This is a genomic window from Alcaligenes sp. YSL9 (assembly GCF_030515105.1).
GTDB lineage: Bacteria > Pseudomonadota > Gammaproteobacteria > Burkholderiales > Burkholderiaceae_B > Alcaligenes > Alcaligenes phenolicus.
Genome location: NZ_JALXJU010000001.1, coordinates 688,592 through 712,561 on the forward strand (window position 1 = coordinate 688,592; position 23,970 = coordinate 712,561).

Annotated in this window: 23 protein-coding genes and 1 tRNA gene; 13 read left to right on the plus strand and 11 right to left on the minus strand. The window is 55.5% G+C overall.

Annotated elements, in window-relative coordinates:
- Nucleotides 1-41 precede the first annotated feature (41 nt).
- The 8 genes from M2Q46_RS03220 (at nucleotide 42) to M2Q46_RS03255 (ending at nucleotide 9,213) form a co-directional block, all read left to right on the plus strand.
- The gene (locus M2Q46_RS03220) at nucleotides 42-1,640 is read left to right on the plus strand and encodes an ABC transporter substrate-binding protein (RefSeq protein ID WP_302356783.1); all 1,599 of its coding nucleotides are present in this window, start codon (nucleotides 42-44) and stop codon (nucleotides 1,638-1,640) included.
- Nucleotides 1,637-2,578 carry an ABC transporter permease gene (locus tag M2Q46_RS03225; RefSeq protein ID WP_239055631.1) on the plus strand — a complete coding sequence of 314 codons (942 nt, stop codon included), beginning with the start codon at nucleotides 1,637-1,639 and terminating at the stop codon, nucleotides 2,576-2,578. The genes M2Q46_RS03220 and M2Q46_RS03225 overlap by 4 nt, the downstream gene beginning before the upstream one ends.
- A 27-nt stretch (nucleotides 2,579-2,605) precedes the next feature.
- Nucleotides 2,606-3,445: an ABC transporter permease gene (locus M2Q46_RS03230; protein WP_302356784.1), complete on the plus strand. Its 840-nt coding sequence runs from the start codon at nucleotides 2,606-2,608 to the stop codon at nucleotides 3,443-3,445.
- Between the two features lie 24 nt (nucleotides 3,446-3,469).
- Complete coding sequence (locus M2Q46_RS03235) at nucleotides 3,470-5,113, plus strand: ABC transporter ATP-binding protein (RefSeq protein WP_302356785.1); 1,644 nt, start codon at nucleotides 3,470-3,472, stop codon at nucleotides 5,111-5,113.
- A 150-nt stretch (nucleotides 5,114-5,263) separates the two neighbouring features.
- On the plus strand, nucleotides 5,264-6,199 hold the full coding sequence (locus M2Q46_RS03240; RefSeq protein ID WP_302356786.1) for an N-carbamoyl-D-amino-acid hydrolase: 936 nt from the start codon (nucleotides 5,264-5,266) through the stop codon (nucleotides 6,197-6,199).
- Nucleotides 6,190-7,371, plus strand: a complete 1,182-nt coding sequence (locus M2Q46_RS03245; protein ID WP_266108501.1) for a YgeY family selenium metabolism-linked hydrolase — start codon at nucleotides 6,190-6,192, stop codon at nucleotides 7,369-7,371. Before M2Q46_RS03240 ends, M2Q46_RS03245 begins: the two co-directional genes overlap by 10 nt.
- Before the next feature lie 19 nt (nucleotides 7,372-7,390).
- Complete coding sequence (locus M2Q46_RS03250) at nucleotides 7,391-8,923, plus strand: M81 family metallopeptidase (RefSeq protein WP_302356787.1); 1,533 nt, start codon at nucleotides 7,391-7,393, stop codon at nucleotides 8,921-8,923.
- Nucleotides 8,924-9,136: 213 nt separating this feature from the next.
- Nucleotides 9,137-9,213, plus strand: a tRNA-Pro gene (locus M2Q46_RS03255).
- A 95-nt stretch (nucleotides 9,214-9,308) separates the two neighbouring features.
- Here M2Q46_RS03255 and M2Q46_RS03260 read toward each other — a convergent pair.
- The 4 genes from M2Q46_RS03260 to M2Q46_RS03275 form a co-directional block, all read right to left on the minus strand.
- Nucleotides 9,309-10,031: a zinc ribbon domain-containing protein gene (locus M2Q46_RS03260; protein ID WP_009454248.1), complete on the minus strand. Its 723-nt coding sequence runs from the start codon at nucleotides 10,029-10,031 to the stop codon at nucleotides 9,309-9,311.
- A gap of 36 nt (nucleotides 10,032-10,067) precedes the next feature.
- Nucleotides 10,068-10,265, minus strand: coding sequence for a hypothetical protein (locus M2Q46_RS03265; protein WP_302356788.1), 198 nt, complete (start codon nucleotides 10,263-10,265; stop codon nucleotides 10,068-10,070).
- 296 nt (nucleotides 10,266-10,561) lie between these two features.
- The gene (locus M2Q46_RS03270; protein ID WP_031232077.1) at nucleotides 10,562-11,119 is read right to left on the minus strand and encodes a hypothetical protein; all 558 of its coding nucleotides are present in this window, start codon (nucleotides 11,117-11,119) and stop codon (nucleotides 10,562-10,564) included.
- A 478-nt stretch (nucleotides 11,120-11,597) separates the two neighbouring features.
- Nucleotides 11,598-12,908, minus strand: a complete 1,311-nt coding sequence (locus M2Q46_RS03275) for a ParB/Srx family N-terminal domain-containing protein (RefSeq protein WP_302356789.1) — start codon at nucleotides 12,906-12,908, stop codon at nucleotides 11,598-11,600.
- A 242-nt stretch (nucleotides 12,909-13,150) separates the two neighbouring features.
- Between M2Q46_RS03275 and M2Q46_RS03280 the strand changes: the two genes are divergently transcribed.
- On the plus strand, nucleotides 13,151-13,435 hold the full coding sequence (locus tag M2Q46_RS03280; RefSeq protein WP_137430454.1) for a hypothetical protein: 285 nt from the start codon (nucleotides 13,151-13,153) through the stop codon (nucleotides 13,433-13,435).
- Between the two features lie 107 nt (nucleotides 13,436-13,542).
- On the opposite strand, the gene M2Q46_RS03285 is transcribed toward M2Q46_RS03280, so the two are convergent.
- The 4 genes from M2Q46_RS03285 to M2Q46_RS03300 form a co-directional block, all read right to left on the minus strand.
- Nucleotides 13,543-14,019, minus strand: coding sequence for a copper uptake system-associated protein (locus tag M2Q46_RS03285; RefSeq protein WP_083053569.1), 477 nt, complete (start codon nucleotides 14,017-14,019; stop codon nucleotides 13,543-13,545).
- 169 nt (nucleotides 14,020-14,188) lie between these two features.
- Nucleotides 14,189-16,336: a TonB-dependent receptor gene (locus M2Q46_RS03290; protein WP_302356790.1), complete on the minus strand. Its 2,148-nt coding sequence runs from the start codon at nucleotides 16,334-16,336 to the stop codon at nucleotides 14,189-14,191.
- A 62-nt stretch (nucleotides 16,337-16,398) separates the two neighbouring features.
- A complete protein-coding gene (locus tag M2Q46_RS03295; RefSeq protein WP_367997704.1) occupies nucleotides 16,399-16,827 on the minus strand; it encodes a DUF2946 family protein in 429 nt (142 codons plus the stop codon).
- 64 nt (nucleotides 16,828-16,891) lie between these two features.
- A complete protein-coding gene (locus M2Q46_RS03300) occupies nucleotides 16,892-17,887 on the minus strand; it encodes an NAD(P)-dependent alcohol dehydrogenase (RefSeq protein ID WP_302356791.1) in 996 nt (331 codons plus the stop codon).
- Nucleotides 17,888-17,986: 99 nt separating this feature from the next.
- On the opposite strand from M2Q46_RS03300, the gene M2Q46_RS03305 reads away from it, so the two are divergent.
- A complete protein-coding gene (locus M2Q46_RS03305; protein ID WP_302356792.1) occupies nucleotides 17,987-18,904 on the plus strand; it encodes an AraC family transcriptional regulator in 918 nt (305 codons plus the stop codon).
- Nucleotides 18,905-18,973: 69 nt separating this feature from the next.
- Here M2Q46_RS03305 and M2Q46_RS03310 read toward each other — a convergent pair whose 3' ends face one another.
- Nucleotides 18,974-19,252 carry a D-serine dehydratase gene (locus tag M2Q46_RS03310; RefSeq protein ID WP_302356793.1) on the minus strand — a complete coding sequence of 93 codons (279 nt, stop codon included), beginning with the start codon at nucleotides 19,250-19,252 and terminating at the stop codon, nucleotides 18,974-18,976.
- 105 nt (nucleotides 19,253-19,357) lie between these two features.
- Between M2Q46_RS03310 and M2Q46_RS03315 the strand changes: the two genes are divergently transcribed.
- The 3 genes from M2Q46_RS03315 to M2Q46_RS03325 are packed head-to-tail and all read left to right on the plus strand — an operon-like array spanning nucleotide 19,358 to nucleotide 22,201.
- Nucleotides 19,358-20,488, plus strand: coding sequence for an FAD-binding oxidoreductase (locus M2Q46_RS03315; RefSeq protein ID WP_035273219.1), 1,131 nt, complete (start codon nucleotides 19,358-19,360; stop codon nucleotides 20,486-20,488).
- A 35-nt stretch (nucleotides 20,489-20,523) separates the two neighbouring features.
- A complete protein-coding gene (locus tag M2Q46_RS03320) occupies nucleotides 20,524-21,597 on the plus strand; it encodes a membrane protein (protein ID WP_035273217.1) in 1,074 nt (357 codons plus the stop codon).
- Complete coding sequence (locus M2Q46_RS03325; RefSeq protein WP_035273216.1) at nucleotides 21,587-22,201, plus strand: helix-turn-helix domain-containing protein; 615 nt, start codon at nucleotides 21,587-21,589, stop codon at nucleotides 22,199-22,201. Before M2Q46_RS03320 ends, M2Q46_RS03325 begins: the two co-directional genes overlap by 11 nt.
- Here the strand turns inward: M2Q46_RS03325 and M2Q46_RS03330 are convergent.
- Both M2Q46_RS03330 and M2Q46_RS03335 read right to left on the minus strand, forming a co-directional pair.
- A complete protein-coding gene (locus M2Q46_RS03330) occupies nucleotides 22,198-23,139 on the minus strand; it encodes a formylglycine-generating enzyme family protein (RefSeq protein ID WP_257113542.1) in 942 nt (313 codons plus the stop codon). The two genes, M2Q46_RS03325 and M2Q46_RS03330, sit on opposite strands and share 4 nt — an antisense overlap.
- 154 nt (nucleotides 23,140-23,293) lie before the next feature.
- A complete protein-coding gene (locus tag M2Q46_RS03335) occupies nucleotides 23,294-23,968 on the minus strand; it encodes a hypothetical protein (protein ID WP_035273213.1) in 675 nt (224 codons plus the stop codon).
- Nucleotides 23,969-23,970 lie beyond the last annotated feature (2 nt).

Genomic DNA, 23,970 nt, shown 5'->3' on the forward strand with positions numbered 1-23,970 from the left:
AGCAAAGGCGGACCGCTTTTAACTACCTGGAGAGACAAAACATGAGCAACCTGCTTAAGGACCGCTTGCGTCCTGCGAAATCGTTAGCCGCCGTCTGGGCTGCCCTTGCCATCACCGCTATTGCCCCCGTGGCTGTCAGTGCTCAAACCACGCTGACCGCCGTGATGGAAGCGCCCTTGCGCTCCCTGGACCCGGTCATTACCACCTCCTACATTGTGCGCAACTACGGCTATATGGTGTACGACACCTTGCTGGCGGAAGATGCACAAGGGCAGGTCAAACCCCAGATGCTGGAAGGCTGGAAAGTGTCCGAGGACGGCCAGACCTACACCATGACCTTGCGTGAGAACCTGCGCTGGCATGATGGCTCGCCCGTAACGGCTGAAGATGCAGTCGAGTCCATCAAGCGCTGGATTCAGTTGGACAAGATGGGCCAGATCATGACGGAGTTCCTGACCAAGATGGAGGTCGTGGATGACCGCTCCTTTGTGATGCAGTTCTCTTTCCCGACCGATATTGCGCTGCGCGCCATGGGCAAGCCCAGTTCCTTGCCCTTGTTTGTCATGCCCAAGGATGTGGCACGCACGCCGGTCAGTCAGGCGATTACTTCTACGGTGGGTTCGGGACCATTCCGATTTGTGGAGAAGGAATATCGCCCAGGTGTGCAGGCTGTGTTCGAGAAAAACCCGGACTACGTGCCCCGCAATGAGCCTGCCAGCGGTTTGGCCGGTGGCAAGCAGGTCAAGGTAGATCGTGTGCGATGGGTCGCCATGCCCGATGCCATGACCGGGGTGAACGCGCTGCGCAGTGGCGAGATTGATGTGATCGATCAGGTTCAGTTGGACCTCTTGCCCTTGCTGCAAAACGAGTCGGACATTGTTCTGAATGCTTCTACGGCTCGGGGCGCGCAGACTGAAATGCGCTTTAACTTCCTGCAGCCGCCATTCAATAACAAGCAAGTGCGTCAGGCCGCCATGATGGCGCTGAACCAGAAGCCCTTGATGCAGGCGCAAGTGGGCAACCCGGAATACTTTGAAACGTGTGGTGCCGTGTTTGGATGCCACAGCGTTTTCCCGTCACAAGCCGGTTCTGAAGCCTACTTCAAGGGGGATGCTGCCGGTGCGAAAAAACTGCTGGAGCAGGCCGGTTACAAGGGCGAGCCCGTGGTCTTGCTGCATCCCACCGACTTCCTGACTTCGCCCGTGGTGCCGGTGATTGCCCAGCAACTGCGCAATGCCGGGTTCGCCGTCAACGTGGAAGCCATGGACTGGCAAACCGTGCAGACTCGCCGCACGTCCAAGCGTCCCGTGCAAGAGGGGGGCTGGAGCATCATCACCACCTATTCCGGGCTGGTGGATGTCAGCAATCCGCTGAGCTTCATGGCGGTGGCCTCCAACGGCGACAAGGCCTGGTTTGGCTGGCCGGATGTCCCTGCCATTGAAAAGACACGCATGGAATTTGCCCGCGCCAGTGGCGAGTCCGAGCTGGGTCGTTTGGCCACGGACTTGCAAAAACACATCATGGATGAAGGTGTGATCGTCCCTCTGGGTGAGTTCAAGATGGTCAGCGCTGTGCGCAAGAACCTGAATGGCTTTCTGCAAACGCCGGTTCCGGTCTTCTGGAATGTGGAGAAGCGATGATTGGGCTTATTTTCAAGCGCGTACTGGCCACCATCCCGGTATTGCTGATTGTGGCGCTGGTGATCTTTGTGGTCCTGCGCATGACACATGGCGATGCCGCGGTGCTGGTGGCGGGGGATAACGCGACGGATGCACAGATTGCGGAAATCCGTCACCAGATGGGGCTGGACCAGCCAGTGCCGGTGCAGTTCGTGCAGTGGCTGGGCAGCATGGTGCAAGGGGACTTTGGCACGTCCCTGATCTCCAGCCGCCCGGTCAAGGATCTGGTGCTGGATCGTCTGGGGCCTACGGTTTCGCTGACCTTGTTGACTCTGGCCTACACCCTGGCCATTTCCATTCCGTTGGGGGTGTGCTCGGCCTGGTATCGGGGCAAGTCTCTGGATCGCTTTGTGATGGCAGGGTCGGTGGCGGGCTTTTCCGTGCCGGTATTCATCGTGGCTTACTTGTTGATTCTGCTGTTCTCGCTGGAGCTGCGCTGGTTGCCGGTACAGGGCTACAAGCCCTTGAGTGAAGGCCTGTGGGAACACTTGCGGCATTTGATTCTGCCTGCGGTGTCCCTGGGCACGGTGTACATCGCCCTGATTACCCGCATTGTGCGCACCAGTGTGATCGATACCTTGAATGAGGACTACATCCGCACCGCCCGTGCCAAGGGCCTGAGTGAGCGTCGTGTCCTGACACGTCACGCCCTGGGCAATGCGGCGGTTCCCATCCTGACGATTATCGGCATCAGCATCACCATGCTGATCGGCGGGGTGGTGGTAACGGAATCGGTCTTCAACATTCCAGGGCTGGGACGTTTGGTGCTGGATGCGGTGCTGTCCCGCGACTTTACGGTGATTCAGAGCCTGATCGTGCTGTTTTCGCTGGTGTATGTAGGAGTGAATCTGCTGATTGATATCTCCTACATGCTGGTCGATCCCCGTATCGATTATTGAGCCCTCGCTTTTTACAGGTAGAACAATATGCAAAAGCTCAACAAATTGAAGAAAGTGGTCGCCAGCAATTCGGCCCGTGCTGCCTTGCTGTTCCTGATCCTGATGGCCGCCATGGCGATCTTTGCCCCGTTTCTGGGTACGCAAGATCCCACCCAACTGGACCCCAGTGTGCGTCTGCAACCGCCTTCCGAGCAGTTCTGGCTGGGGACGGATGCACTGGGTCGGGATCTGTATTCCCGCGTGGTGTATGGGGCGCAAGTGTCCTTCATGGTGGGGTTCGGTGTCCTGGCCATCAGCGTGTTCTTTGGCGTGATTCTGGGTTCGCTGGCGGGTTACTTCCGCCGTCTGGACGTCGTCATCATGCGAGTGATGGATGGTGTGATGGCCATCCCTGGCATCTTGCTGGCCATTGCGCTGGTGTCGGTGTCCGGAGCCAGCCTGACCACGGTACTGATCGCCATTGCCATCCCGGAGATCCCACGCATGACACGGTTGGTGCGGGGTGTGATCCTTAGCGTGCGTTCCGAGCCCTATGTGGAAGCGGCCATGACAGTGGGGACCTCGGCCTACGTGATCTTGTCGCGCCATATGTTCCCCAACACCTTTGCCCCTCTGATTGTGCAGGGCACTTATGTGTTTGCCTCGGCGGTGTTGCTGGAAGCGATCTTGAGTTTCCTGGGGGCGGGCATCCCTCCCGAGATGGCCTCCTGGGGCAACATCATTGCCGAAGGTCGCCTGTACTTTCAGCTGATTCCCGGCATCGTGCTGTACCCCGGCATTGTGCTGTCCATCACCATTCTCAGTATCAACGTCCTGGGCGACGCCTTGCGCGATGCTCTGGATCCCAAGCTGGTCACACGGCTGTAAGTGACGAGGGCAGGAGACATAACAATGAATACCTCTACGACCAAGCCCCACTGTGTTTTGTCGGTGAAGGACTTGTGCATCGAAACTAAAGCGACTAATCCCCGCCAGTTGGTGAACAAGCTCAGCTTTGATGTGTATGCAGGCGAGACCCTCTGCATTGTGGGCGAGTCCGGCTCGGGCAAATCCTTGAGTTCCTTTGCCATCATGGGCTTGTTGCCGCCCGATACCTTGCGTGTCAGCCATGGCAGTATCGAGCTGATGGGCGAGAACCTGCTGACCATGAACAAGGAGCATTTGCTGTCCTTGCGGGCTTCGGCCATGTCCATGGTGTTTCAGGAGCCCATGACCGCGCTGAATCCGGTGCAGCGGGTGGGCGAGCAGATCGACGAAGTGATCCGTATCCACGAAAAGAACAGTTCCCGGCAGGAGCGTCGCCAGCGTGTGATCAATATGCTGGAGCGCGTGCGTTTGCCGGAGCCGGAAAAACTCTTCATGGCCTATCCGCATGAGCTGTCCGGCGGTCAGCGCCAGCGCATCATGATTGCCATGGCCTTGATCTTGCAGCCACGTTTGTTGATTGCGGATGAGCCTACCACGGCGTTGGACGTGACCACGCAAAAGCAGATTCTAAGCCTGATCAAGGAACTGCAAAGCGAATGCGGCACCTCGGTCATTTTTGTGACGCACGACTTTGGTGTGGTGGCCGATATTGCTGACCGGATTCTGGTGATGAAGCGTGGCGATAGTGTGGAGATGGGGACGTGTCAGCAGATTTTGTCCAATCCCAAAGAAGCGTATACCCGCTCCCTGATTGCGTCCGTTCCCAATGTGCATCCGCCTGCAAAAGAGGAAGTGCAAAACGAGATCGTGCTGAGCGCCCGTGGTTTGGGCAAGGTCTATGGCTCGGATTGCTGGTTCTCCAAAGGTCGCAGGATGCATGCGCTTAGCGATATCAATCTGGATATCCGCCGAGATGAAGTGCTGGGCGTCGTGGGGGAGTCCGGCTCGGGCAAGTCCACCTTGGCGCGCTGCATTATTGGCCTGGTTGAGGCCAGTTCAGGGCAGATCACTCTGAACGGTGAAACTTTACCCGCCGCCTGCAAGGATCGCAGCCTGGCGCAGCGGCGCAAAGTGCAGATCGTGTTTCAGGACCCGTATCGCTCTTTGAACCCTCGTGTGACGATTGGCCAGTCTTTGACCGAGGGCATGCACAACATCGGCGTCGATCCCAAAGTCGCTATCGAACGCGTGACCGAGGTCTTGTCCATTGTGGGGCTGGACGCGGATGTGCTGGAGCGCTATCCGCATCAATTTTCGGGTGGTCAGCGGCAACGGCTTTGTCTGGCCCGCGCCATTGTGATGGAGCCGGATGTCCTGATTGCGGACGAATCCGTGTCCGCGCTGGATGTGCTGGTGCAAGAGCAAGTGCTCAAGTTGCTGGTCGATATCAAGCGCAAAACTGGTGTGGCCATCCTGTTTATTACGCACGATTTAAGGGTGGCGGCCCAGATTTCTGATCGCATTGTGGTGATGCAAAAAGGCCGGATTGTGGAGGCCGGGGACCCAGGCCGTGTCATTAGCCAGCCTAGTCAGGCTTACACCCGTGAACTGGTGGAATCTGCACCCGGTGTGCATTGGGATTTTCAGAATTTTTGTGCTTATGCCTGATTGATGCGCGTGTCAGCGCAGCTGGGGGCTGAGCCTTGTGCGCAGCCCGGCGCGCAGTCTGTTTTCGATTTCTGGCCCTTGATTGAGAGGGGCCGGGCGTTCCGAATCCCGCCCAGGGCGGATCTTAATTGTTGATGGAGTTCATATTTCATGACCAGGTTTGTCAATGTAGCTGCGGCCCAACTGGGTCCTATCGCGCGCAACGAAACCAAGAAGCAGGTGGTTGACCGCTTGCTGGCCCATTTGCATCAGGCCAAGAAAATGGATGTTGATGTGGTGGTGTTTCCCGAGCTGGCACTGACCACGTTTTTCCCGCGCTGGTTCAGCGAGGATATTTCCGATTTTGATTGTTTTTACGAAACCCAGATGCCGGGGCCGGACACCCAGCCCTTGTTTGATGCCGCTGCCAAATTGCAGATAGGTTTCTACCTGGGCTATGCCGAGCTGGTCATTGAAAACGGCGTCAAGCGTCGCTTTAACGTATCCATTCTGGTCGATAAAACCGGCACGATTGTGGGCAAGTATCGCAAGGTGCATTTGCCCGGTCACGGCCAGGACGAGCCCTGGCGTGCTTTCCAGCATCTGGAGAAATACTACTTTGAACCCGGCCACGAGTTCGGTGTGTGGTCGGCCTTTGGGGGCGTGATGGGCATGGCTTTGTGCAATGACCGCCGCTGGTCAGAAACCTACCGCGTCATGGGTTTGAAGGGCGTGGAAATGGTCATGCTGGGCTATAACACGCCGGTTCATAATCCGCCCGCACCCGAGCACGACGATCTGTCCATGTTCCATAACCATCTGGTGATGCAGGCCGGGGCTTATCAGAACGGCACCTGGGTGGTGGGCGTGGCCAAGGCGGGTAGCGAAGAGGGCATCGAGATGATTGGGGGCAGTGCCATCATTGCACCGTCTGGCGAGATTGTCGCGGCTTGCTCGACCAAGGGTGACGAGCTGGCCATTGCCCGCTGCGATCTGGATCTGTGCCATTCCTACAAAAGCACGACCTTCAACTTTGAGCGTCATCGTCGACCAGAGGCTTATGGTTTGATCAGCTCGCAACGTGGAGCGGTGGTGCCATGGGCGTGAACGAACACAAGCAAATGGATCTGGCCTGGGACGCCGTCAGCCTGACACAGGCCTTTGTGCGCATTCCCAGCCTGTCCGGGCAGGAACAGGCCATGGCGGACTTTGTGCAGCAAGTCATGCGGGACTTGGGCTTTGATCAAATCAGTGTTGATGAAAAAGGTTCGGTGCTGGGCTTTGTGGGCCCGGCCCAGGCCCCGCTGGCGCTGTTATTCGATGCTCATATGGATGTGGTCCCTATTGCTGGAACCTGGACGGTGGAGCCTTTTGGAGCGCAGATCAAGGATGGCCGTATGTATGGGCGCGGCACCAGTGACATGAAGGCAGGCTTGGCCGCTGCTCTGTGTGGAGCTGCAGCGGCCGCCCGTTCAGGCAGGTTGACGCAGCGCATTGCGGTGTCGGCCAGCGTGATGGAGGAAGTGATTGAAGGCTATGCCTTGTCTCATGCTCTGGAACAATGCACGCCCGGTGCCGTGGTGATTTGTGAGCCTTCGCGTTTGCGCATCATGGTTGGGCAGAAAGGGCGGCAGGAGATTCTGTTGCGTCTGCAAGGCCGTCCAGCGCATGCAGCCTTGCCTCATCTGGGGGTGAATCCTATTCAGGCAGCAGCCAAAGCTATTTCTGCTTTGCAGACACTGGATTTGCCCAAGGATGCGCAAGTCGGCCAAGCCTTGTTGGTGCCCACTGACATTATTTCCGACCCGCATCCTTCCATTTCGCTGATTCCTTCTTCCGTTACCGTGCGTTTTGATCGCCGCACCCTGGTGGGGGAAAGCAGTGAATCGGTGCTCAAGCAAATGGAGCAATGCTTGCAAGCGGCAGGCGTGGAGGGCTTTTCGCTGGAACTGGTGGACAGTCAGGTACAAACCTATACAGGTCAGCAGGCCAGCCCGGAGCGGGACTTGCCCGCCTGGCGACTGGATGAGTCGGCACCTTTGGCCCAAGCCATGGTGCAAGCGGTCCAGCAAGCTGGGCGTGTGGTGGAAATGGATACCTGGTGGTTTTGCACCAATGGCTCCGAGTCCGCCGGGCGACGTGGCATTCCCACCATCGGTCTGGGACCGGGCGAGGAAGCGCAGGCGCATACGGCGGATGAGTCGGTAGCTATCGATGATGTTCTGGGGGCCAAGGACATTTACGAACAGCTTTGCCTTCAACTGGCGGGACAAGCGTAAGAGCAATCGGAGACAAGTGATGCGTATTGCAGTAGCGGGTTTTCAGCACGAAACCAATACCTTTGGCCCGGCCATGGCAACGATGGCGGACTTTGAGCATGGGGGCGGCTGGCCAGGTATGTGCCGCGCCGAGGCCATTGAGCCTGCCTTGCGTGGGGCCAATATCCCGGCAGCCGGGTTTATGGCCGCCGCCGCACAAGCCGGGGTCGAGTGCGTCCCGCTACTGTGGGCCGCCGCCAGTCCTTCCGCGCCCGTCGAGGCAATGACTTACGAGGCAATCGTGGCGGAGATTCTGTACCGCCTAGAGCAAGTTCTGCCCGTGGATGCGGTGTATCTGGATTTACATGGCGCCATGGTAGCTGAGCATCGCGATGATGGGGAAGGGCATTTGCTGGTTCTGGTGCGCGAGATGGTGGGACCGGATGTACCGGTGGTCGCCAGTCTGGACTTGCACGCCAACGTCAGCGACACCATGCTGGCGCAGGCCGATATGCTGGTGGCTTACAAAACCTACCCGCATGTGGATATGGGGCAAACGGGCGAGCGTACTTTCCAGGCGCTGATGCGATGTCTGCAAAGCGGTCGTCGCCCTGAATTGGCCTGGCATCGACTGCCCTTCCTGATCCCAGCGATCTGGCAAAGCACCGACATGGAACCAGCTGCCAGCCTGTATCATCACTTGTCATCGCTGGAAGAAATAGAAGGTGAGGGGAGCGTGTCCTTCGCCATGGGCTTTCCTGCTGCGGACGTGCCCGAATGCGGAGCGGTTTTGTGGGCCTATGCGCAGACGCAGGAAGAAGCCGATAGCCGTTTGGCAGGCTTTCTGGACGAGGTGCTTGATAAAGCCCAAGGCTTCCAAGGCAAGCTGTACGAACCGGACGAAGCTGTGCAATGGGCGCTGAGTCACCCTGGAAAAGGCCCGGTGATCATTGCCGATGCACACGATAACCCCGGCGGCGGTGCTAGCTCCGATACCTGTGGGCTCTTGCGTGCCTTGCTGAAAGCCAAGGTATCCGATGCGGCTTTAGGCTTGATCGTGGATCCGGAAAGCGCTGCTCTGGTCCACCAGGCAGGGGCTGGTAAAAGCATCGAGCTGTCCCTGGGGGGTAAATCCGATGTTCCCGGTGATATGCCCTTGCATGCACGCTTCTATATCGAGTCCGTATCTGATGGTCAGTTCTCCGCCACCGGTCCGTATTACGCAGGCTGTGCCATGAACCTGGGGCCTAGTGCCTGTTTGCGCATAGAGGGCGTGCGTATCGTTCTGGCCTCCTACAAGTCGCAAATGGCAGATCAAAGCATGTTCCGTTTTGTGGGGATAGAGCCGGAGCAGATGAAGATACTGGTCTTGAAAAGCGCTGTACATTTCAGGGCGGACTTTGGCTGTATCAGTGACCGTATCATTGTCGGAGCCGCCCCGGGAGGCGTTTCCATGCGCACCACAGACTTGCCATGGGAACGCTTGCCGGCAGAGCGCCTGCTGTATCCCGGTGGCCCCAGCCTGTCTCAATGGCGAATCATGCAATCAGAAGGGCGGGCCTGTTCACAATAGCTTTGCATTTTTTACCTAAGTAGGTATACTCCTGCCTTCACGGTTTTGATGCGGATTAGCTCGGTAAAATGAGCTTCGAAAATCAGACCGCCTGTTCAGACAAGTGTGGATTTCAATCGACACCGGGATTAACTATCAATAATCTCGAATCGAAAGAAAAAATCTAAAAAACACTTGCAAGAAAGGAAGAACAGGGTTATAGTTTAATTCTTTCGGGGCGTAGCGCAGCCTGGTAGCGCACTTGCATGGGGTGCAAGGGGTCGAAGGTTCAAATCCTTCCGTTCCGACCAAATTTAAAAAGGCCTACAGCATTTTTGCTGTAGGCCTTTTTTTATTGCTGTAGTGGTTTTATGGGATGTACCCGCCAATGGCGGGTAGGGCAGGATCAGGCTTTCAAAGGAATAACGCTCCAGGAGGCGTATTCTCCAAAATTCGCCCGGCAATGCGGGCAGGTTTCGCTGAGCAAAGGGATTATTTGGTCGCAATTTGGACATGTGCCTTTAGGACCGAGGTCAGCAAGCCGCTTGTTTTCCCGACGCGCTTGTTCTGCTTCCAGAGCCGGGTCTGGCCAATTTGGCGAAGAGAGCAGTCTTGCCTTGAAGGTTTCTGCTTCTGCGTCGGAAATTGTGCCGCTGATCAGTTGATCCTCGATCACTCTTGCTCTTTCATGGCGCCATTGGGTGTTCAGAAAGCGCAGGCGGACAAAGATACCGCCCAGAAATATGCGTAGCGCTGCGGGTTCCATCAGGCTGTAGTGCAGATGGAGTTCACCAAAGTTCGTGGTCAAAACAATAAATGTTTGTGTCGTTTTCTTGCTGGTTAAGGCATTCAAGACACCTGCTATTGCCATCCCGGTCAGTGCCCCATCGACATCGAATCCACCTCCAATAAAACCTCCGCCGCTTACGACTGTGCCGGGACCATTGACAGAGAGATCGGCCACTTCGATTAGAGAGAAGGGGATGGTTCTGGTAGCCGAGTTGCAGCTTACCGTGTCACCTTCAAAAACGAGATTGACACTATCGCCGGGTAGAAACGGAAATCCGGGAGCGCCCAGGACGGTGCATTCATGAAGAATGATGGGGGAGTTTTGAGCTTGATTGGTCATCTGCGTACGGCCGCTTATCTATTTGGAGTGACTGTTTTAAAACTGGAACTTTTGGGGAGCACCGGATTCGCTTATTTCCATTTCGATGCAGCTCTCTAAAATGGAATAACTGCCGCCGGTCGTGCGTGCCACGCGGTCGCAATAAGTGCTTGTCTTGCTAGGGACAGACTCCCAAATTCTTTTCAAGTTGTTGTAGGCAGTCTGCTCCATTTTGATGCATTCGTTTGCGATCATTGCCGAACCTCCTGAAACAGCGGAGACGCTTTCACAGTAGGAGTTTGGGTCGTATCGGGGTAGCTCAGCAGCATACGCGGCTGATGACATACAAAAAGCAGTGGCTCCGATCAAGGCTGTTCTCATCTTCATAATCTCTCCAATGATGATTTGCTTGTAAAGCTCAGGAGCCAGGTGGCTCCTGGCTTCTTTAATGGTGTCTGTGCTGCAGAAAGCTTTCCAGGGTGTACCTTGTGCAAGGATTGAGGCCAACCCTGTCAGACCGATGATTTGGAGGCTGTGTGCCTGTGTTTGGCCTACTTGGATTCTTCCGCCAGAAGTGTTTTGAAATCCGCGTGGGTAACCAGTGCGCGGATCGCATCCTGAATGGCACCCAAGCCTGCCTGTGCCGTTTGATTGCATGCCGTTTCACCATAAAAACTGGAGGTGTATTTATGGGTGTTGTTGACGGCAATTGACTTTCCATTTGAAGAGCTAAGTTCCATACCCACTGTCCATGTTCCGCCCATGGAGTCAAAGTCCAGGGTAGTCAGCCTGCCTGTAAGTTCAAGGGTGGATTCTTTTTCATAAATATTTGCGATGATCAATTCGCTAATTAGCGCTTTGCGAACATAGTCGGCATAGCTTTCTCCATCAGGTGTTTTGATGGGCCCGACTGCACGACACATGATTTCCCCAGGCTGACTGTCTTTATTTGTGGGACTGTCGTTACGGAAGTCCCCAACACTGGCCTTTACATCGCCAACAGCCCGTAGAGCGACTACTGTATCGGTAGAGATGCTGTATCGTGGAACAGCATAAGTAGAACAACCAACCAATACGGTCGAAAGAGCTAAAACTGCGATTGTTTTCATAACGCTATCTCACCTTCCTCTATCAAACTAAAATTTTGTTACTTGATTTCTAAAAAATAAGGAGCCGAATTGCTCCTTTTCTTCTTTTGCTTAATTTTTCTTGTGTAAAGTCCTCAAAGCTTGAACTGCGTTCGTCGTCATTGCTTGTTCGTTCGATTTATATTCTCAAGATTGATAGGGGCATGAGATTTCAGGATGTTTTTCTTGATTTTTTCCGCAGTAAATCGTTGCGCCTTATGAATTTCTTGATGTTATTTCATAGGGTAATTTGTTGTTCCCTTGATCAATAGCCTGTCGATCATAGCTATTTTTTTCTTGAATGGCGATGGACGCATTCTTCTTGATTTGATGAGTATTGGTGAAAGGGATTGCTCGCTTGTCTCAAGAGTGGGGATAGTCCAAGTTGTTGCGGTGCGTCTAGCTATTTAAAAAGCCCGCATTGCGGGCTTTTTATTTGATCAGGTCCTGACTAGCTGTATTACCACCCCCAGCAAGTCCCCGCCGCAGGCTTGCCGCAATTGCGGTAGTTCACTGCAAACCACAGCTTTCCTGCACCCCGTGGGCTACCGTCAGATTTGACGTCGTTGCGTGGCAGTTCTTCCAGGGTGTCGCGCGCTGTTTTAGTGTCGGAGTCACTGGCAGCGTCCGGTTCCAGGACGATACGGCCTAAAGCTGCTGCATCACGGTCTTCAAAGACCAGATCCGTGTCTTTCAGAGCCGTCATTTTCAAGGCTGCATCGCGCACGGCAGCCGCGTAGCTGTCGTCTGAACCACCGGGTTTCAAGGTCTTGTTCAAGGTGCTCACCGCCAGAATCTGGGCCGGTGTGGCGGGTGGGGCCATCTGGTATTCGTCCAGCTTGGGCAGTTGGCCCTCGGAAGCTTGGCGGCGCAGCCAGTCGCCCCACAGAAACTCTGCGTATTCAGGCAGCTTGCCGTTTTTATAGGCAAGGTCGCGGGTGAAATACACCAGGGAGCGATAGCGATCTTCCTGCATGCCACCGGCTTCTTTTTCGCTGGCCAGCCCAACGCGGGTAGGCAGTTGCTCGACAGTAATAGCCTGGTTTTCACCATCACGCAGCCAGACCAGTTTCTCTTTGCTCATGCGCTCCCAGAAGGCGGACGCTTCGCGGATGTCGCTGTAGTTGGCGCTGACTTTTACCCAGACGGGCAGTTTGGGGCCGCCGTCCGGGATTTCGCGCAGGGATGAGAAGGTGTGGTGGCCATCGGTCAGATAGAGATTGCCGTCCCAGCCTACGACCACGGTTTTCAGGTTTTCTGTTTGCGAGCCCAGAGGGTCTTTGCACAGATAGGTGGTGGGCTGGTCCAGGCGGGCAGCTTGAGCTTCAGCGATGGTCAGAAATTTTTGAGCACGTTCGGTTCCGCCCATATCCTCGCAGTAGTCGTCAAACTTTTTGCCGATGGTGCGATTCAGGTAGTCCAGTTGCTGTTTGGGGTCCTTAGCCCAAGTGGGCCGATCCAGATCGCCTTGCCAGCGTCCCAGCTTGTAGTAAACCTGATCGTAGCCAATGGCCGATTGGGTGGGATGCAGTTCTTCGATGCGGACCTTGATGACATCGCCTGCCTTGCTGTCCAGATAGGCGGTGTTGCGAGGTGGTTCCGGTTCTTCAGTCACCGGTGGCGTGACGACGGGGGCTTTGGAAGAGTGGTTGCCGCCTGTGCTGGAGCCGCTGTCGCAGGCAGCTAAGGCCAAGGGCAACAGGGCGATACCTAAGGCTCGCAGGAGCTGTTGTCGGGCTGGGACAAGAGAGGGCAAGGAAGCGAGGTTCATGGTCCGTAATGGGATTTTGTTGGAAGATCCTAGATCATGAGGGATGGGTATTGCCGGAACATTGCATTCAGAAACATTCATCGTTTGTGCGGGATAGCTGCCTGCTTGTCACGGCCGGGGCGAAATTGTGACCAGCTTGCTCAGTCCTCTCCCATGCGGACTGAATCCCGTAAACTGTCCACGCTTGAATTAAATCGCTAAATCACTTCCTGGCTGTGGGAGCTGGTTTTAAAAGGTCATTAATGTCGCTCTACAAAAAAGCCTGGCTGTTCACCTTGTTCAATATCTTGCTCCTGGTCGCCTTGTATTTTGGGCTGCCTGTGTTCGACCGTGTGTTGGGGACCTTCGGGTTTTTAGTCTTTGGCTTTTATGTTCTGGGCCAGGGCTTGGTAGCCATGACCGTTTTTACTTGCCCAAAGTGCGGTTTGTCGCCGTTCATGGGTAGCCAGAGCTTGTTCACCAGTTATTCGCCCTTTCCGCGCAAGAAGTGTGGCCAGTGCGGGCATGACCACACTCAGACTGAGTAGGGCAAGTTGCGATCCGGCGGCCCGGCGATCCGGCGATCCGGCGATCCGGCCCGGTGCACTGATTCCTTGTTGACTCAGTCCTTGCGCAGCGGGTTCTCCTTCCTGGATTAGTCGGGTTGATGGTTGTGATCCACCACCATATTGTCTCCAAAGGTGGAGAATTTGGCGGTGACCTCGGCGGGCAGTTTGGCTTCAGCCTCGCTGGAGTTCTTGACCAGGCGTTCTGCTGCTTCAGTGCTCATGCCTGCCATGGTCAGGGTCTCCACATCGTTCAAGCCATCGCCACCGCACATATGAACATTCCATTCCCCATGACGACTCTTTAATAGCGCACGACCACCACGTGTCAGTTGCGTCCAACCCGCCAGGGCGTAGTCACCCTCGATTACGATAGGCTCCACCACAAGAGGGGCTTCGGGGCTGTCCCAAATCGCCTTCATGGCTTGGGAGATGCGATCGGCCTCTGATGGTGCAGCGCGAGCCATGCCCGTGAACATAGCGAACAAGATGAATAAAGCCATGGCGAAGAAAAGCCCATGGAGTGCCACTTTGAAGGTCTGGTGATGTTGTGAAGCGGTTTTCATAAGGACTCCTTGTTTCTCAAGCTAATAAAAGACAGGGTGGGGCTGTCGCCCCGAGCAGAGTGCCTAGCTGACTTGTTGGCAGCCAAGAGGCAGTGATCCGGCGTGTAAAGCGCGATAGTGGCGATTTGACGGGCATGACAAACCCCTTAGCAAGATAAAAAAAGTGGAATTAATACTGGATCTGCACACCGGCAAAGACCGATCTCCCTGTACCCGGCTCGAACAAGGGCGAGGAGGCTGTGGCATAGTCGGTAATGCTGGCGCTGGCGATATATCGACGATCTGTCAGGTTGCGGCCATCTATATAGAAGGAGTAGGGGCCGAGTTCCCATCCGGCTCGCAAGCCAAGCAAGGCATAGGAGCTGGTCTTGGTGGTATTGGCGTTGTCGACGTAATAGGCCTGGGGCACCCATTCCACATTGGGGCCAATGTGAAAGCCCGAAGGGTGTTTATAGATAATCTCTGCGCGAAGATAGTGCTTGGGTACGCCGGGCATTTGATTGTTGTTCCAGTCCCGATCATTGTCGAATTTGAAGTTGCTGTAGGTGTAGGCGCCTTTAATGTCCAGGCTGTCACTTTGCAGACCTTGCACCAACAAGCTACGAGCGGCCGTCCATTGCACACCTAGCTCTATGCCTTGATGGGTTGTGCGATCTGCGTTGACGGTTTTGTCGCAAATGTTCCAAGGCGCGCTGATGCATTGCAGCTCGTTTTTGACGCGGGCATGGTACAGGGAGACGTCCCAGGCCACGTTTCCGTTTTCCCCCCGGGTGCCTATTTCGAAGGTGGTGGCACGTTGAGCTTGCAGACGATCCAGATCATTGCGGGTCGAGAACGTCATGTCGTCAAAAGTTGGCGGCTCGGCGCTGCGGGAAATATTGCCGTAGATTTGCCACTGCGGACCTGCATCCCATAACAGGCCTAATTTGGGATTGAAGAAGTTGTAGCTCTTGTCCCCGGATCGGGTGGCGGGCAGGCCGCCGTTATACAAGTCCTGACGCTTACGTTGGGCGTGCATGTACTGCAGGCCGGTAATCAGGGACAAGTCCGAACCAAGACTCCAGGCGTTTTCGGCATAGGCGCTCAGGTTGCTGGCCCTGTCTTTGCTGGCAGACAGCTTCTCCTGCCGTTTGCCTCCTACGTTTACAGAGTTTTGAGCATCAATCTTGCCTGCCGACCAAGTCAAGCCTAGCGTGAAGCGGTTGTCTCTGCCTGCAAGCGGGCTGGTGTTGACCAGCCTGCCGTAAGCGCCGTAGCTGCTCGTGTCTCTATCAACAAACTGATAAATAGGGTGCCGTAGTGAGCTTTGCTCGAACCAGCCACCCAGTTCGTATTGAGTCTCTCCCATGACCAGCACTGTGCGGTTGGCAATGCGGCCTCCGTCCAGGTTGAGCTGCCAGTCGTGCTCTTTATTGGCTTTGGCAGCTTGCCGTGGATTATTCAGAGCCTGATCGCGGCTGACCGAGCCGGGAATATCCTGGTGAATTTGATAGCCGCTCAAGTAAAAACGGGTTTCTGACCGGTCTGAAAGCCGCCAAGCCAGGTTTGCGCTGGCCCGCGAGGAATGGCCAGCACTCTGCTCTCTGTAGCCATCTTGAGTTTGCCAGGAGCCGGAAATCACGCCATCCAGCTTCTCGCCCGCAAAACCGCTGCCAAGTTGCACGCGCCGCCAGCCAAAGCTACCGGTATCCAGACGCCCTTGAAAGGCGTCGGCATCATGGCCGGTGGGGGTGACGAAGTTGATGGCTCCACCTAAAGTAGCGGCTCCGTACTGCAAGGCATTGGCGCCTTTATAGACCTCGGTATAGCGGTAGGCAGTAGGGTCGATGCGATGAAAATTGCTGCTGCCGTCCGGGTCATTTAATGGAATGCCATCCTGGTACAAACTGATGCCGCGCAGATGGTAATACCGCGACAGACCCGAGCCACGTATGGACAGACGTGCATCATCTCCCCATTTGGGCTGTGCAAACACCCCGGGTGTGTAGTCCAGCATGTCTTTGACGGTGGCGGCCTTAGTGTCACGCCAGGCGCTCTCGGGCACCAGCGCCACCCCGCCCGCGACTTGTTCAATGGTTTTTTGAGCGCTTTGCAGGTCTGGAACGGTCAGACTTTTACCACGCTCTGGAGTGACGATGACGGGAGCCAGTGTTGGCGTCTGTGCATGAGCAAGGCTGGTCCAGGAGCTGGAAAACAGCAAGGTCAGAGCCAGGACGCTGCTTCGTGTGCGTGGTGATGTTTGTGCCGAGTGACGAGAGCGCGAAAAAGGGGCGGTCTGCACGGCGCATGCCTGTGCAGAAACACAAAAAATAGACATAAAAAAACCTTGAATGACTTCGCTGAAAAGCGACTGCACATACGGCAGTCGACGACGAGAGATCAAGCAAGGTTGACAGGGGGAGCGCGTGACCCTAGTGGTGGCCCCAAGGCAGGCAGGGGCGGCAAGCTCTGATTACGGTGTACTAGCAACAAAGGCTGGTGAACCACCGGGACATCCAGGCTTGCCATATCAGCGCTGGGTAGGGCTACTTGAGACAGGACCAGTGCGTAAGGGCACTTCTGCATATCCGCGTGTTCATTGGATTGCGGCGGATCGGCCTGTCCTGTCAGGCTCATCCAGATCGTGCTGGGCGTTCCTCCGGGGGCGCAAAGCGTGACGGAAAAGAAGCCATTCTGTTCACCCGAGCTATCGGGCATGTAGCCTGCCGGGACCAGCGAACGGCTTAGAAATGACAGGATCGCCAGGCAAAAAAGAACTTGCCAGGCTATGCCATTCTTAGCGAGAGAGCTGTGCCGGTGGATAGACATGGCGGGATTGTATTACAACTGCTTCTCAATTAGCTTTGATTTATCTTATGCCCGGACTCCGTCATTAGTGATGGATCACGATTTTTCCAAAGCGATCGCGCTGTTGCAGATAGCGGTAGGCTTCATGAGCGTTTTTAAAATCGAAGACCCGGTCGATCACCGGATGGATCCGGTGCTGGCTAATGACTCGATTCATGGCTTCCAGATCACTGCGACTACCTACACCAATGGCTTTGTAGTTGGCCTGACTAAAGACCAGATCCATGACATCCAGCGATTGCACGGATTTTCCCAAGGAGCCGATCAAGGACACTTGCCCACCTACAGCAATCGCTTTGATGGATTGTGCAATTGTCACCGGACCACCGACATCGACAATACGATTGACGCCTTCGCCGTGCGTGTAGTCTCGTACAAGCTCGGACCATTCTGGCGTGTCTTTGTAGTTGAAAACCTGGTCAGCCCCTAACTGCAGCAGCGTGTCGAACTTATTGTCTGAAGAAGTGCTGGAGATGACGTAGGCTCCCATTGCCTTGGCTAATTGAATGGCAAAAATGGACACGCCACCTGCTCCTTGTGTCAGCACTGTATCGCCTGCATTAATACCGGCCAGTGCGGACCAGGCCGTCAAGGCTGCGCAAGGCAGGGTTGCTGCCTCTTCAAAACTCAGATGGGCGGGCATAGGCGACAAGGCCTCTGCCGACACGACTTTATATTGAGTCAGCCAGCCGTCATGCTCAACACCATATTGCTCCCGGCCTGCGTAGGCTGGGCCACCGAACCAGTTCGGGAAAAAGCTGTTGATGACACGGTCGCCCAACTTGAAGCGCTGCACGCCGGGGCCAAGGGCATCAATGATTCCTGCTGCATCTGACAGTGGTACAGCTCCTGGCGTAGTGGGATAGCGCAATGTACCTTTCATGACCAACAGGTCTCTGAAGTTCAAGGACGAGGCCATGACTTGAATCCGCACTTGTCCGGGACCGGGTTCGGGAAGCGGTTCCTGACCTCGTGTCAGGTAGTCCAAACTGCCATATTGTGTAAAACGGTAGGTGTCCATGCATGCTCCTATTGATACTTGCATGGAGCATGCTAGGCTTGAGGCTTCAGACGATCTATAGTTAAAAATCCGATTTTCCTGTCTTATCGTCTGATAGTCATGAACCCCTTTGATGAAATTCTGGATGGCATGCGTTTGCAGCATGCTTTGTATGCGTGCTTCCAACTGCGTGCGCCTTGGGGCGTCAGCTTTGACACCGGCGAGTATGCGCGGCTGTTGATTGTCAGCAAAGGGGGGTGTTATTTGAAGGGAGAGCAGCGGGCCGATCCCGTCCTGCTGGAAGCGGACACCTGCATGCTTGTTCAACCAGGGGTGCAATTCTCGCTGTGTGACGGCAAGGAAAATCCGCTGGTTTCCTGTGAGACTTTGGCTCGGTATCCGCGTGCTGAGCCGATCATCCATGGGGGCGATGGAGCTTTGACTGAAATCGTGACGGCCCGCTTTGCTTTTAACAAGTTGGCTGCCGAACCCCTGTTCAGTGCGCTTGGCCCCTTGGTACACACTCGCTTGAGGGCGGAAGATGCTGTCGCCATAAAAAGCATCCTGCATGTGCTGCAAACCGAAGCGCAAAGCCGGGATTACGGAACTCAGCTGATTAACGCCCGCCTGGTTGATGTGATGTTCATTCAGGTGATGCGGGCTTTATCGCACTGTGCCTCCTTGGGGGCAGGGCTGTTGGCGGGTATTCGAGACCCCAGGATGGCCCCGGTCTTGCAAGCTGTGCATCAGCAGATTGCGCGTCCGTGGTCGGTGGAGGAAGTGGGCGCACTGATCGGGCTGTCCCGGTCCACCTTTTCTGCTTTGTTCAAGGCGGCTGTCGGGCAGGCTCCCTTGGCGTATCTGACGGCTTGGCGTATCTATAAAGCCAAGCTTTTGTTGGCAGTCGGTTCGCAGACGATAGGGCAAATTGCCGCGCAGGTGGGGTATGACAATGAGTCCAGCCTGAGCCGTGCTTTCAGCCGTTTGGAAGGAGTCTCGCCCGGTGTGTGGCGGCAGAGGCAAAGAGCCGGAGTTTGATGTCCGGCCCTACGTCAGAAGATTGAACAGGCGCAGCCTTGCCTAAGAGCCTGTTCTGTCTGTTTCCGCTTACAGGCTGCGCCCCTTATCCAGATAGGTTTGAAACTCCGTCTCCGGCACCATGCTGCCGCCCGTTCCCCAAACCAGGTGGGTAGCGTTCTCCAGCTGAACATGCGTAAAACCCATACGCTGCAGATATTCAGGCGAGTTCAATACCCGCGCCATGCCGGGCACGCCAGCCAGGGCGGAGGGTTCCAGTTTGACCTTGTCCTGTTCGTAGGCAATGACCATCAAACGGTATAACTCTTCGTCCGTGACGGTGTAATAGCCGTCGATCAGACGCTGCATGGCTTTGCCCACGAAGTCCGAAGTGTCCGCCTAGTAAAAACCCTCTTGGATGTTTTTCTTGGAAAGACCTACTATTAGCCCTCAATTATCGGATATGAGAATTTTATGGTGTACGACTACGTAATTGTTGGAGCCGGGATGGCAGGCGTGTCTTTGGCCTACCGTTTGCCCGAAAGTGCCCAAGTGCTGGTTCTGGAAAGAGAGTCCCACGCTGCGTATCACTCCACGGGACGCTCGGCTGCGATGTTTGTTGAAACCTATGGTACGGAAACGATTCGTGCCTTGACTGTTGCGGGCAATGATTTTTTCAGCCATCCACCCGCGGGCTTTAGCGATCAGCCAATTTTGCTGCCGCGCGGTGTGCTGTATGTGGGGACCGCCGATCAGCAGGATTTGCTGGACAGCCAGTATCAGGATTGGCATGAACAAGGTCTGGATGTCAGCCGCTTGAGTGCCGAAGAAGCCTTGGCCATGGTGCCCTGTCTGGACCCTGCGCAATTGGCCGGTGCCTTGTATGACGGTCAGGGTCAGGACATGGATGTGCATGCCTTGCACCAAGGGTTTCTGAAAGGTGCACAAGCCAAGGGTGTGAAACTGCGTCTGGATACGGAAGTGGTGTCGGCCAAGTGGGATGGCGAATGTTGGGAAGTTCAGCTCAACGCCGAGCCTGCAAGTTTGCGCACTCGTGTGCTGGTCAATGCGGCGGGTGCCTGGGCTGATACCTTGGCAGAACGCTGTGGCGTGCAGGCCTTGGGCATTCAACCCAAACGCCGTTCCGCTTTCCTGTTTTCGCCGCCCGAAGGTGTGGATCATCGTGACTGGCCCGCCGTCATTGATATTGGCGAAGAGTTTTACTTCAAGCCCGATGCCGGCATGTTGCTGGGTTCACCGGCCAATGCCGACGACGTGGATGCCCATGATGTCGTGGCTGAAGAGCTGGATGTGGCCACCGGCATTTACCGTATTGAAGAGCGCACTCAGCTCCGTATCCGTCGTCCCAGCCACACTTGGGCGGGGCTGCGCAGTTTTGCTCCTGATGGTGAGCTGGTGATTGGTCAGGATGCAAACTGCCCCGGTTTTTTCTGGCTGGCCGGTCAAGGTGGTTATGGGATTCAAACCGCTGCAGGCGCGTCCTTGCTGGCGGCCAGTTTGTTGCAAAAGCAGGATCTGCCGGATTCTTTGAAGGCCTTGAATATTGATCCGGCTGTGGTATCACCCGCTCGTTTCAGAACATAAAAACAGCAGCACTTTGATCTCCCGGAGGAGAAAGCATGTCGAATATAAAAAATATCCTGGGCATTGCGATGGCCTTTGTCGGTGTGGTGGTGGGGGCCGGCTTTGCATCAGGACAGGAGATATTGCAGTTTTTCAGCAGCTTTGGGTATTGGGGGCTGCTGGGAGGGGTGGTCAGTGGCCTGTGCTTCACGATACTGGGCATGGCGGTGGGGGAGCTTAGCCAGGTTTCGGTATCGCATTCCTTCAAAGAGGGCTTGTATCTGATTTGTGGGCCGCGTCTGGGTGTGGTGGTCGACATCATGATTACCTTCTTCATGTATGCGATTGCCGTGGTGATGTTTGCTGGTGGCGGCTCGCTGATGGAGCAGCAATGGGGCGTGCCGGCGCAATACGGCAGTATCGCCGTCATGCTGATTACCGTGCTGATTGTGTTCTTGCGCGTGGATCGGGTGATGGCCTTTATTGGCAGCGTCACGCCCATCCTGGTTCTGATGATGATTTTCCTGTGTATTTACAGCTGGAATACGCGGGATTTGCCATTAGAAGAACTGGATGTGATTGCGCAGACTAAACCACAAGGTGCGGGGCATTGGCTGGTTGGCTCTTTGCTGTACGTGTCCTACAACATGGTGGTGGGGGCGCCGTTCCTGATGATTGCCGGTGCGCAAGCGACTTCTCGGCGCAACGCCTTGCTCGGTGGACTGGTAGGTGGCTTGTTGCTGGGCTTTTTGATCGTGCTGATCAGCGCTGGTGTGTTTGGCCGTATCGATACGATTGGCTCGGCGGCCTTGCCCATGCTGATGCTGGCTACTGAACAGTCCAAACTGCTGGGAACCATTATGTCCGTGGTGATTTTCGCCATGATTCTGACGACCTCGGTGGGTGTGCTGTATTCCTTCTCGGCCCGGATTTTTACGCCCAATACCCGTAAATTCAATATCGGTACGGCTATTGCCGGGGTGCTGGGACTGGTGGGCGCCAAGATTGGTTTCATCAATCTGGTGGGTACGGTATACCCGTTTTTTGGTTACCTGGGCTTTGTTTTGATGGCCTGGATTCTGATTGCCTGGTTCCGTTTGCGCCGCTTACAATCCAGGAATGCTACGTAATGAACTGCTCAGCAAGGAACAGGTAGGAACCCGCCTGCGCCAAGCCCGACATAATCAAAAACAGACACTCAAGCAGTTGTCTGAAAAAACCGGCTTGGCGCTATCTACCATTTCCAAAGCAGAGTTGGGGCAGGTCACTTTAAGCTATGAAAAGTTTGTGGTCCTGGCCCGTGCCCTGAATATTGAAGTCGGTTCTTTGTTTGCCGTTCCCGATCAGGAAACTGCGCAGCCATTGCCCACCACCGAAGTGGGCATTTCCAGCCATAAATCTACGGCCACCCCTGGCTATGCCACCCGCAACTATGAATACGGTCTGTTGTTTGGCGAGCTCAGCGGCAAGCACATGAATCCGATTCTGGCCGTGATTGATTCACGCGATGCCAGCGAGTTTGACGACTATATCCGTCACGCTGGGCAGGAGTTTGTGATCGTGCTGTCCGGCTCTATTGCCATTCAGTTTGAAACTGGCGAAACCCTGTTTCTGGAAGCCCACGAGTCAGCGTATTTTGACAGCGGTATCGGACATATCTATTTATCCACCAGCGAAGACGACGCCAAGGTTGTGGCCGTCTGTACCAGTGGATTGCCGCCGGGGATTGTTTAAGGTTCGTCGCTTGGTTTGCGCTTGTCCGTTACATCATCAAAAATCGGTGGCAGGATGGTGTTTTGCGTGGCCGATACGGGTGGCGTGCCGTTGGTTTTCAAGGGGGCCACACAACGCGCGGTGGAGTGCTGGAAATACACAGTGCCTACTGGGCGGCCTTTCAGACGAGCCAGTTCGGGCTTGGCGTCAATAGCCGCTTCCGACAAGGGAAAGACAATGCCGCGTGTGGGGATGGTGTGGCGTGAGCTGGCTCCCTCATTGCTGCCGCCTTTGAAAATCCGTACGTGGGCTGGATCACGGGTCGGGTCTGAGATCACCCATTCATGCAGGCCATTGGCCATATCCTGAATGCCCAGCGGATTGGGTGGGAAGGCGCCCGTCTTGTTTTTGTCTGCTTCATTGCCTTGCTCAGGCAAGTTGCGGCCTGCCTGCCACTGGCCGTTGTCGGTTGCCCAGGGAAAGGGCTGGCCACGGCTGCGGGCCGCGTATTCCCATTCAGCCTCTGTAGGCAGGCGCATGTCCAGGCCGTTGTTTTTTCCTAACCAGGCACAAAAGGCTTCGGCTTCGTCGTAGGGCATATTGGCGACCTGTTCGCCATCGCCTTTTACCGGCTGCCAGCGCCCAGGGCGCTTGGTTTGCTTCAAGAAGCGATCGTACAAGGCGTTAGTTGCCTCTTTTTTCATGATGGAAAAGGCGTTGACCTCTACCGGGTAGGGCTCCAGAGCCCCCTGATCCGGCTGTGCCACCCATTGCACGGACAACTCACCGTCGGAGTTACGCATGGGAACCTGAAAATTGCCGGCCATAAAAGAGCCGCCTTCTACCTGGATCAGTTCAGGACCGGGTTCGGGGCGCGTGGGTAGTGATCTCAGCACCAGCAGGAGCAGGACGCTGGCAACGATGAGGGTGGCGCTGATCCGAAAGGGGGTATGACGCAATCTTGTTTCCTTGCTCTCACCGCATGTGAGCTGAGAGCTTTGTCGATTAATTTCGCTTATATGGCCCCGTATTATTCCATGCCTGTTTATAAGACGGGTCTGTCTGAGCGCAGAGTTTAATGATTTATTGGTATGGAGGGGGCGTCTATTATGTTTATTCGGCGTTTTTAGACGGTTTTTCAGGGACAACCGTCAAAGGAATGCGGATAGCCTGGCCTTCCTGGATCATAAAGTGCCAGCGAGTGGCATCAAACAAGGCTGGGCTGATCTCAAAGACTGCGACATCCGAAACGCTCACCAAGGGGTTGATTTTGTCAGGGCCAACCGTGTCCAGATCATGAGCGTAGCGATAGTCCTGTGTCGCTCGCTGATTGGGCGCTACTTTCTGGCCTGAAGGGTCAACCAGAAACAGGCGTGGCCGATGGATCTGCGGATTCAGTGGACGAGGGCTGGTGTTGGTGTAGCGGTAGTGCAAGACGATAAACAGATTGTCCTGACGCGCCGGAGTTGCCAGTTCCCCGGAGTCCAGCTGAGTCTGACGCTGCCATTCATCCAGGTAAGTATGCAGGCGCACACCCTGATAGTCGGGCGTGAACAAGGTCGTCCCGTAGTTCAGAACGGGAGCCGCAGGCGGGATAGGCGCAATGCCGGGAAGGGAGCCAGGCTGCTTTTGTGTAGACAGAACCCGATCGTTTTGACTGTAGGCAGTGGCAGAACACAAGGCTAAAGCGGCGCACAGCCAAAAACGGGGCAGGGTGACAGTCATGGATGTGGACAGGGCCGCTTCAAGAGGTGTAGGCAGGGGAATGGGGGCCTTAATCGCAGGCAAAA

Excerpts from the sequence above, each read along its gene's own strand:
- M2Q46_RS03295 (WP_367997704.1), bottom strand. The coding sequence starts at position 16,827 with ATGTCTATCCACCGGCACAGCTCTCTCGCTAAGAATGGCATAGCCTGG.
- M2Q46_RS03230 (WP_302356784.1), top strand. The coding sequence starts at position 2,606 with ATGCAAAAGCTCAACAAATTGAAGAAAGTGGTCGCCAGCAATTCGGCC.
- M2Q46_RS03290 (WP_302356790.1), bottom strand. The coding sequence starts at position 16,336 with ATGTCTATTTTTTGTGTTTCTGCACAGGCATGCGCCGTGCAGACCGCC.
- M2Q46_RS03300 (WP_302356791.1), bottom strand. The coding sequence starts at position 17,887 with ATGGACACCTACCGTTTTACACAATATGGCAGTTTGGACTACCTGACA.
- M2Q46_RS03275 (WP_302356789.1), bottom strand. The coding sequence starts at position 12,908 with ATGAACCTCGCTTCCTTGCCCTCTCTTGTCCCAGCCCGACAACAGCTC.
- M2Q46_RS03305 (WP_302356792.1), top strand. The coding sequence starts at position 17,987 with ATGAACCCCTTTGATGAAATTCTGGATGGCATGCGTTTGCAGCATGCT.
- M2Q46_RS03310 (WP_302356793.1), bottom strand. The coding sequence starts at position 19,252 with ATGCAGCGTCTGATCGACGGCTATTACACCGTCACGGACGAAGAGTTA.
- M2Q46_RS03320 (WP_035273217.1), top strand. The coding sequence starts at position 20,524 with ATGTCGAATATAAAAAATATCCTGGGCATTGCGATGGCCTTTGTCGGT.
- M2Q46_RS03270 (WP_031232077.1), bottom strand. The coding sequence starts at position 11,119 with ATGAAAACAATCGCAGTTTTAGCTCTTTCGACCGTATTGGTTGGTTGT.
- M2Q46_RS03235 (WP_302356785.1), top strand. The coding sequence starts at position 3,470 with ATGAATACCTCTACGACCAAGCCCCACTGTGTTTTGTCGGTGAAGGAC.
- M2Q46_RS03240 (WP_302356786.1), top strand. The coding sequence starts at position 5,264 with ATGACCAGGTTTGTCAATGTAGCTGCGGCCCAACTGGGTCCTATCGCG.
- M2Q46_RS03265 (WP_302356788.1), bottom strand. The coding sequence starts at position 10,265 with ATGATCGCAAACGAATGCATCAAAATGGAGCAGACTGCCTACAACAAC.
- M2Q46_RS03315 (WP_035273219.1), top strand. The coding sequence starts at position 19,358 with ATGGTGTACGACTACGTAATTGTTGGAGCCGGGATGGCAGGCGTGTCT.
- M2Q46_RS03285 (WP_083053569.1), bottom strand. The coding sequence starts at position 14,019 with ATGAAAACCGCTTCACAACATCACCAGACCTTCAAAGTGGCACTCCAT.
- M2Q46_RS03325 (WP_035273216.1), top strand. The coding sequence starts at position 21,587 with ATGCTACGTAATGAACTGCTCAGCAAGGAACAGGTAGGAACCCGCCTG.
- M2Q46_RS03250 (WP_302356787.1), top strand. The coding sequence starts at position 7,391 with ATGCGTATTGCAGTAGCGGGTTTTCAGCACGAAACCAATACCTTTGGC.
- M2Q46_RS03220 (WP_302356783.1), top strand. The coding sequence starts at position 42 with ATGAGCAACCTGCTTAAGGACCGCTTGCGTCCTGCGAAATCGTTAGCC.
- M2Q46_RS03225 (WP_239055631.1), top strand. The coding sequence starts at position 1,637 with ATGATTGGGCTTATTTTCAAGCGCGTACTGGCCACCATCCCGGTATTG.
- M2Q46_RS03260 (WP_009454248.1), bottom strand. The coding sequence starts at position 10,031 with ATGACCAATCAAGCTCAAAACTCCCCCATCATTCTTCATGAATGCACC.
- M2Q46_RS03245 (WP_266108501.1), top strand. The coding sequence starts at position 6,190 with ATGGGCGTGAACGAACACAAGCAAATGGATCTGGCCTGGGACGCCGTC.
- M2Q46_RS03280 (WP_137430454.1), top strand. The coding sequence starts at position 13,151 with ATGTCGCTCTACAAAAAAGCCTGGCTGTTCACCTTGTTCAATATCTTG.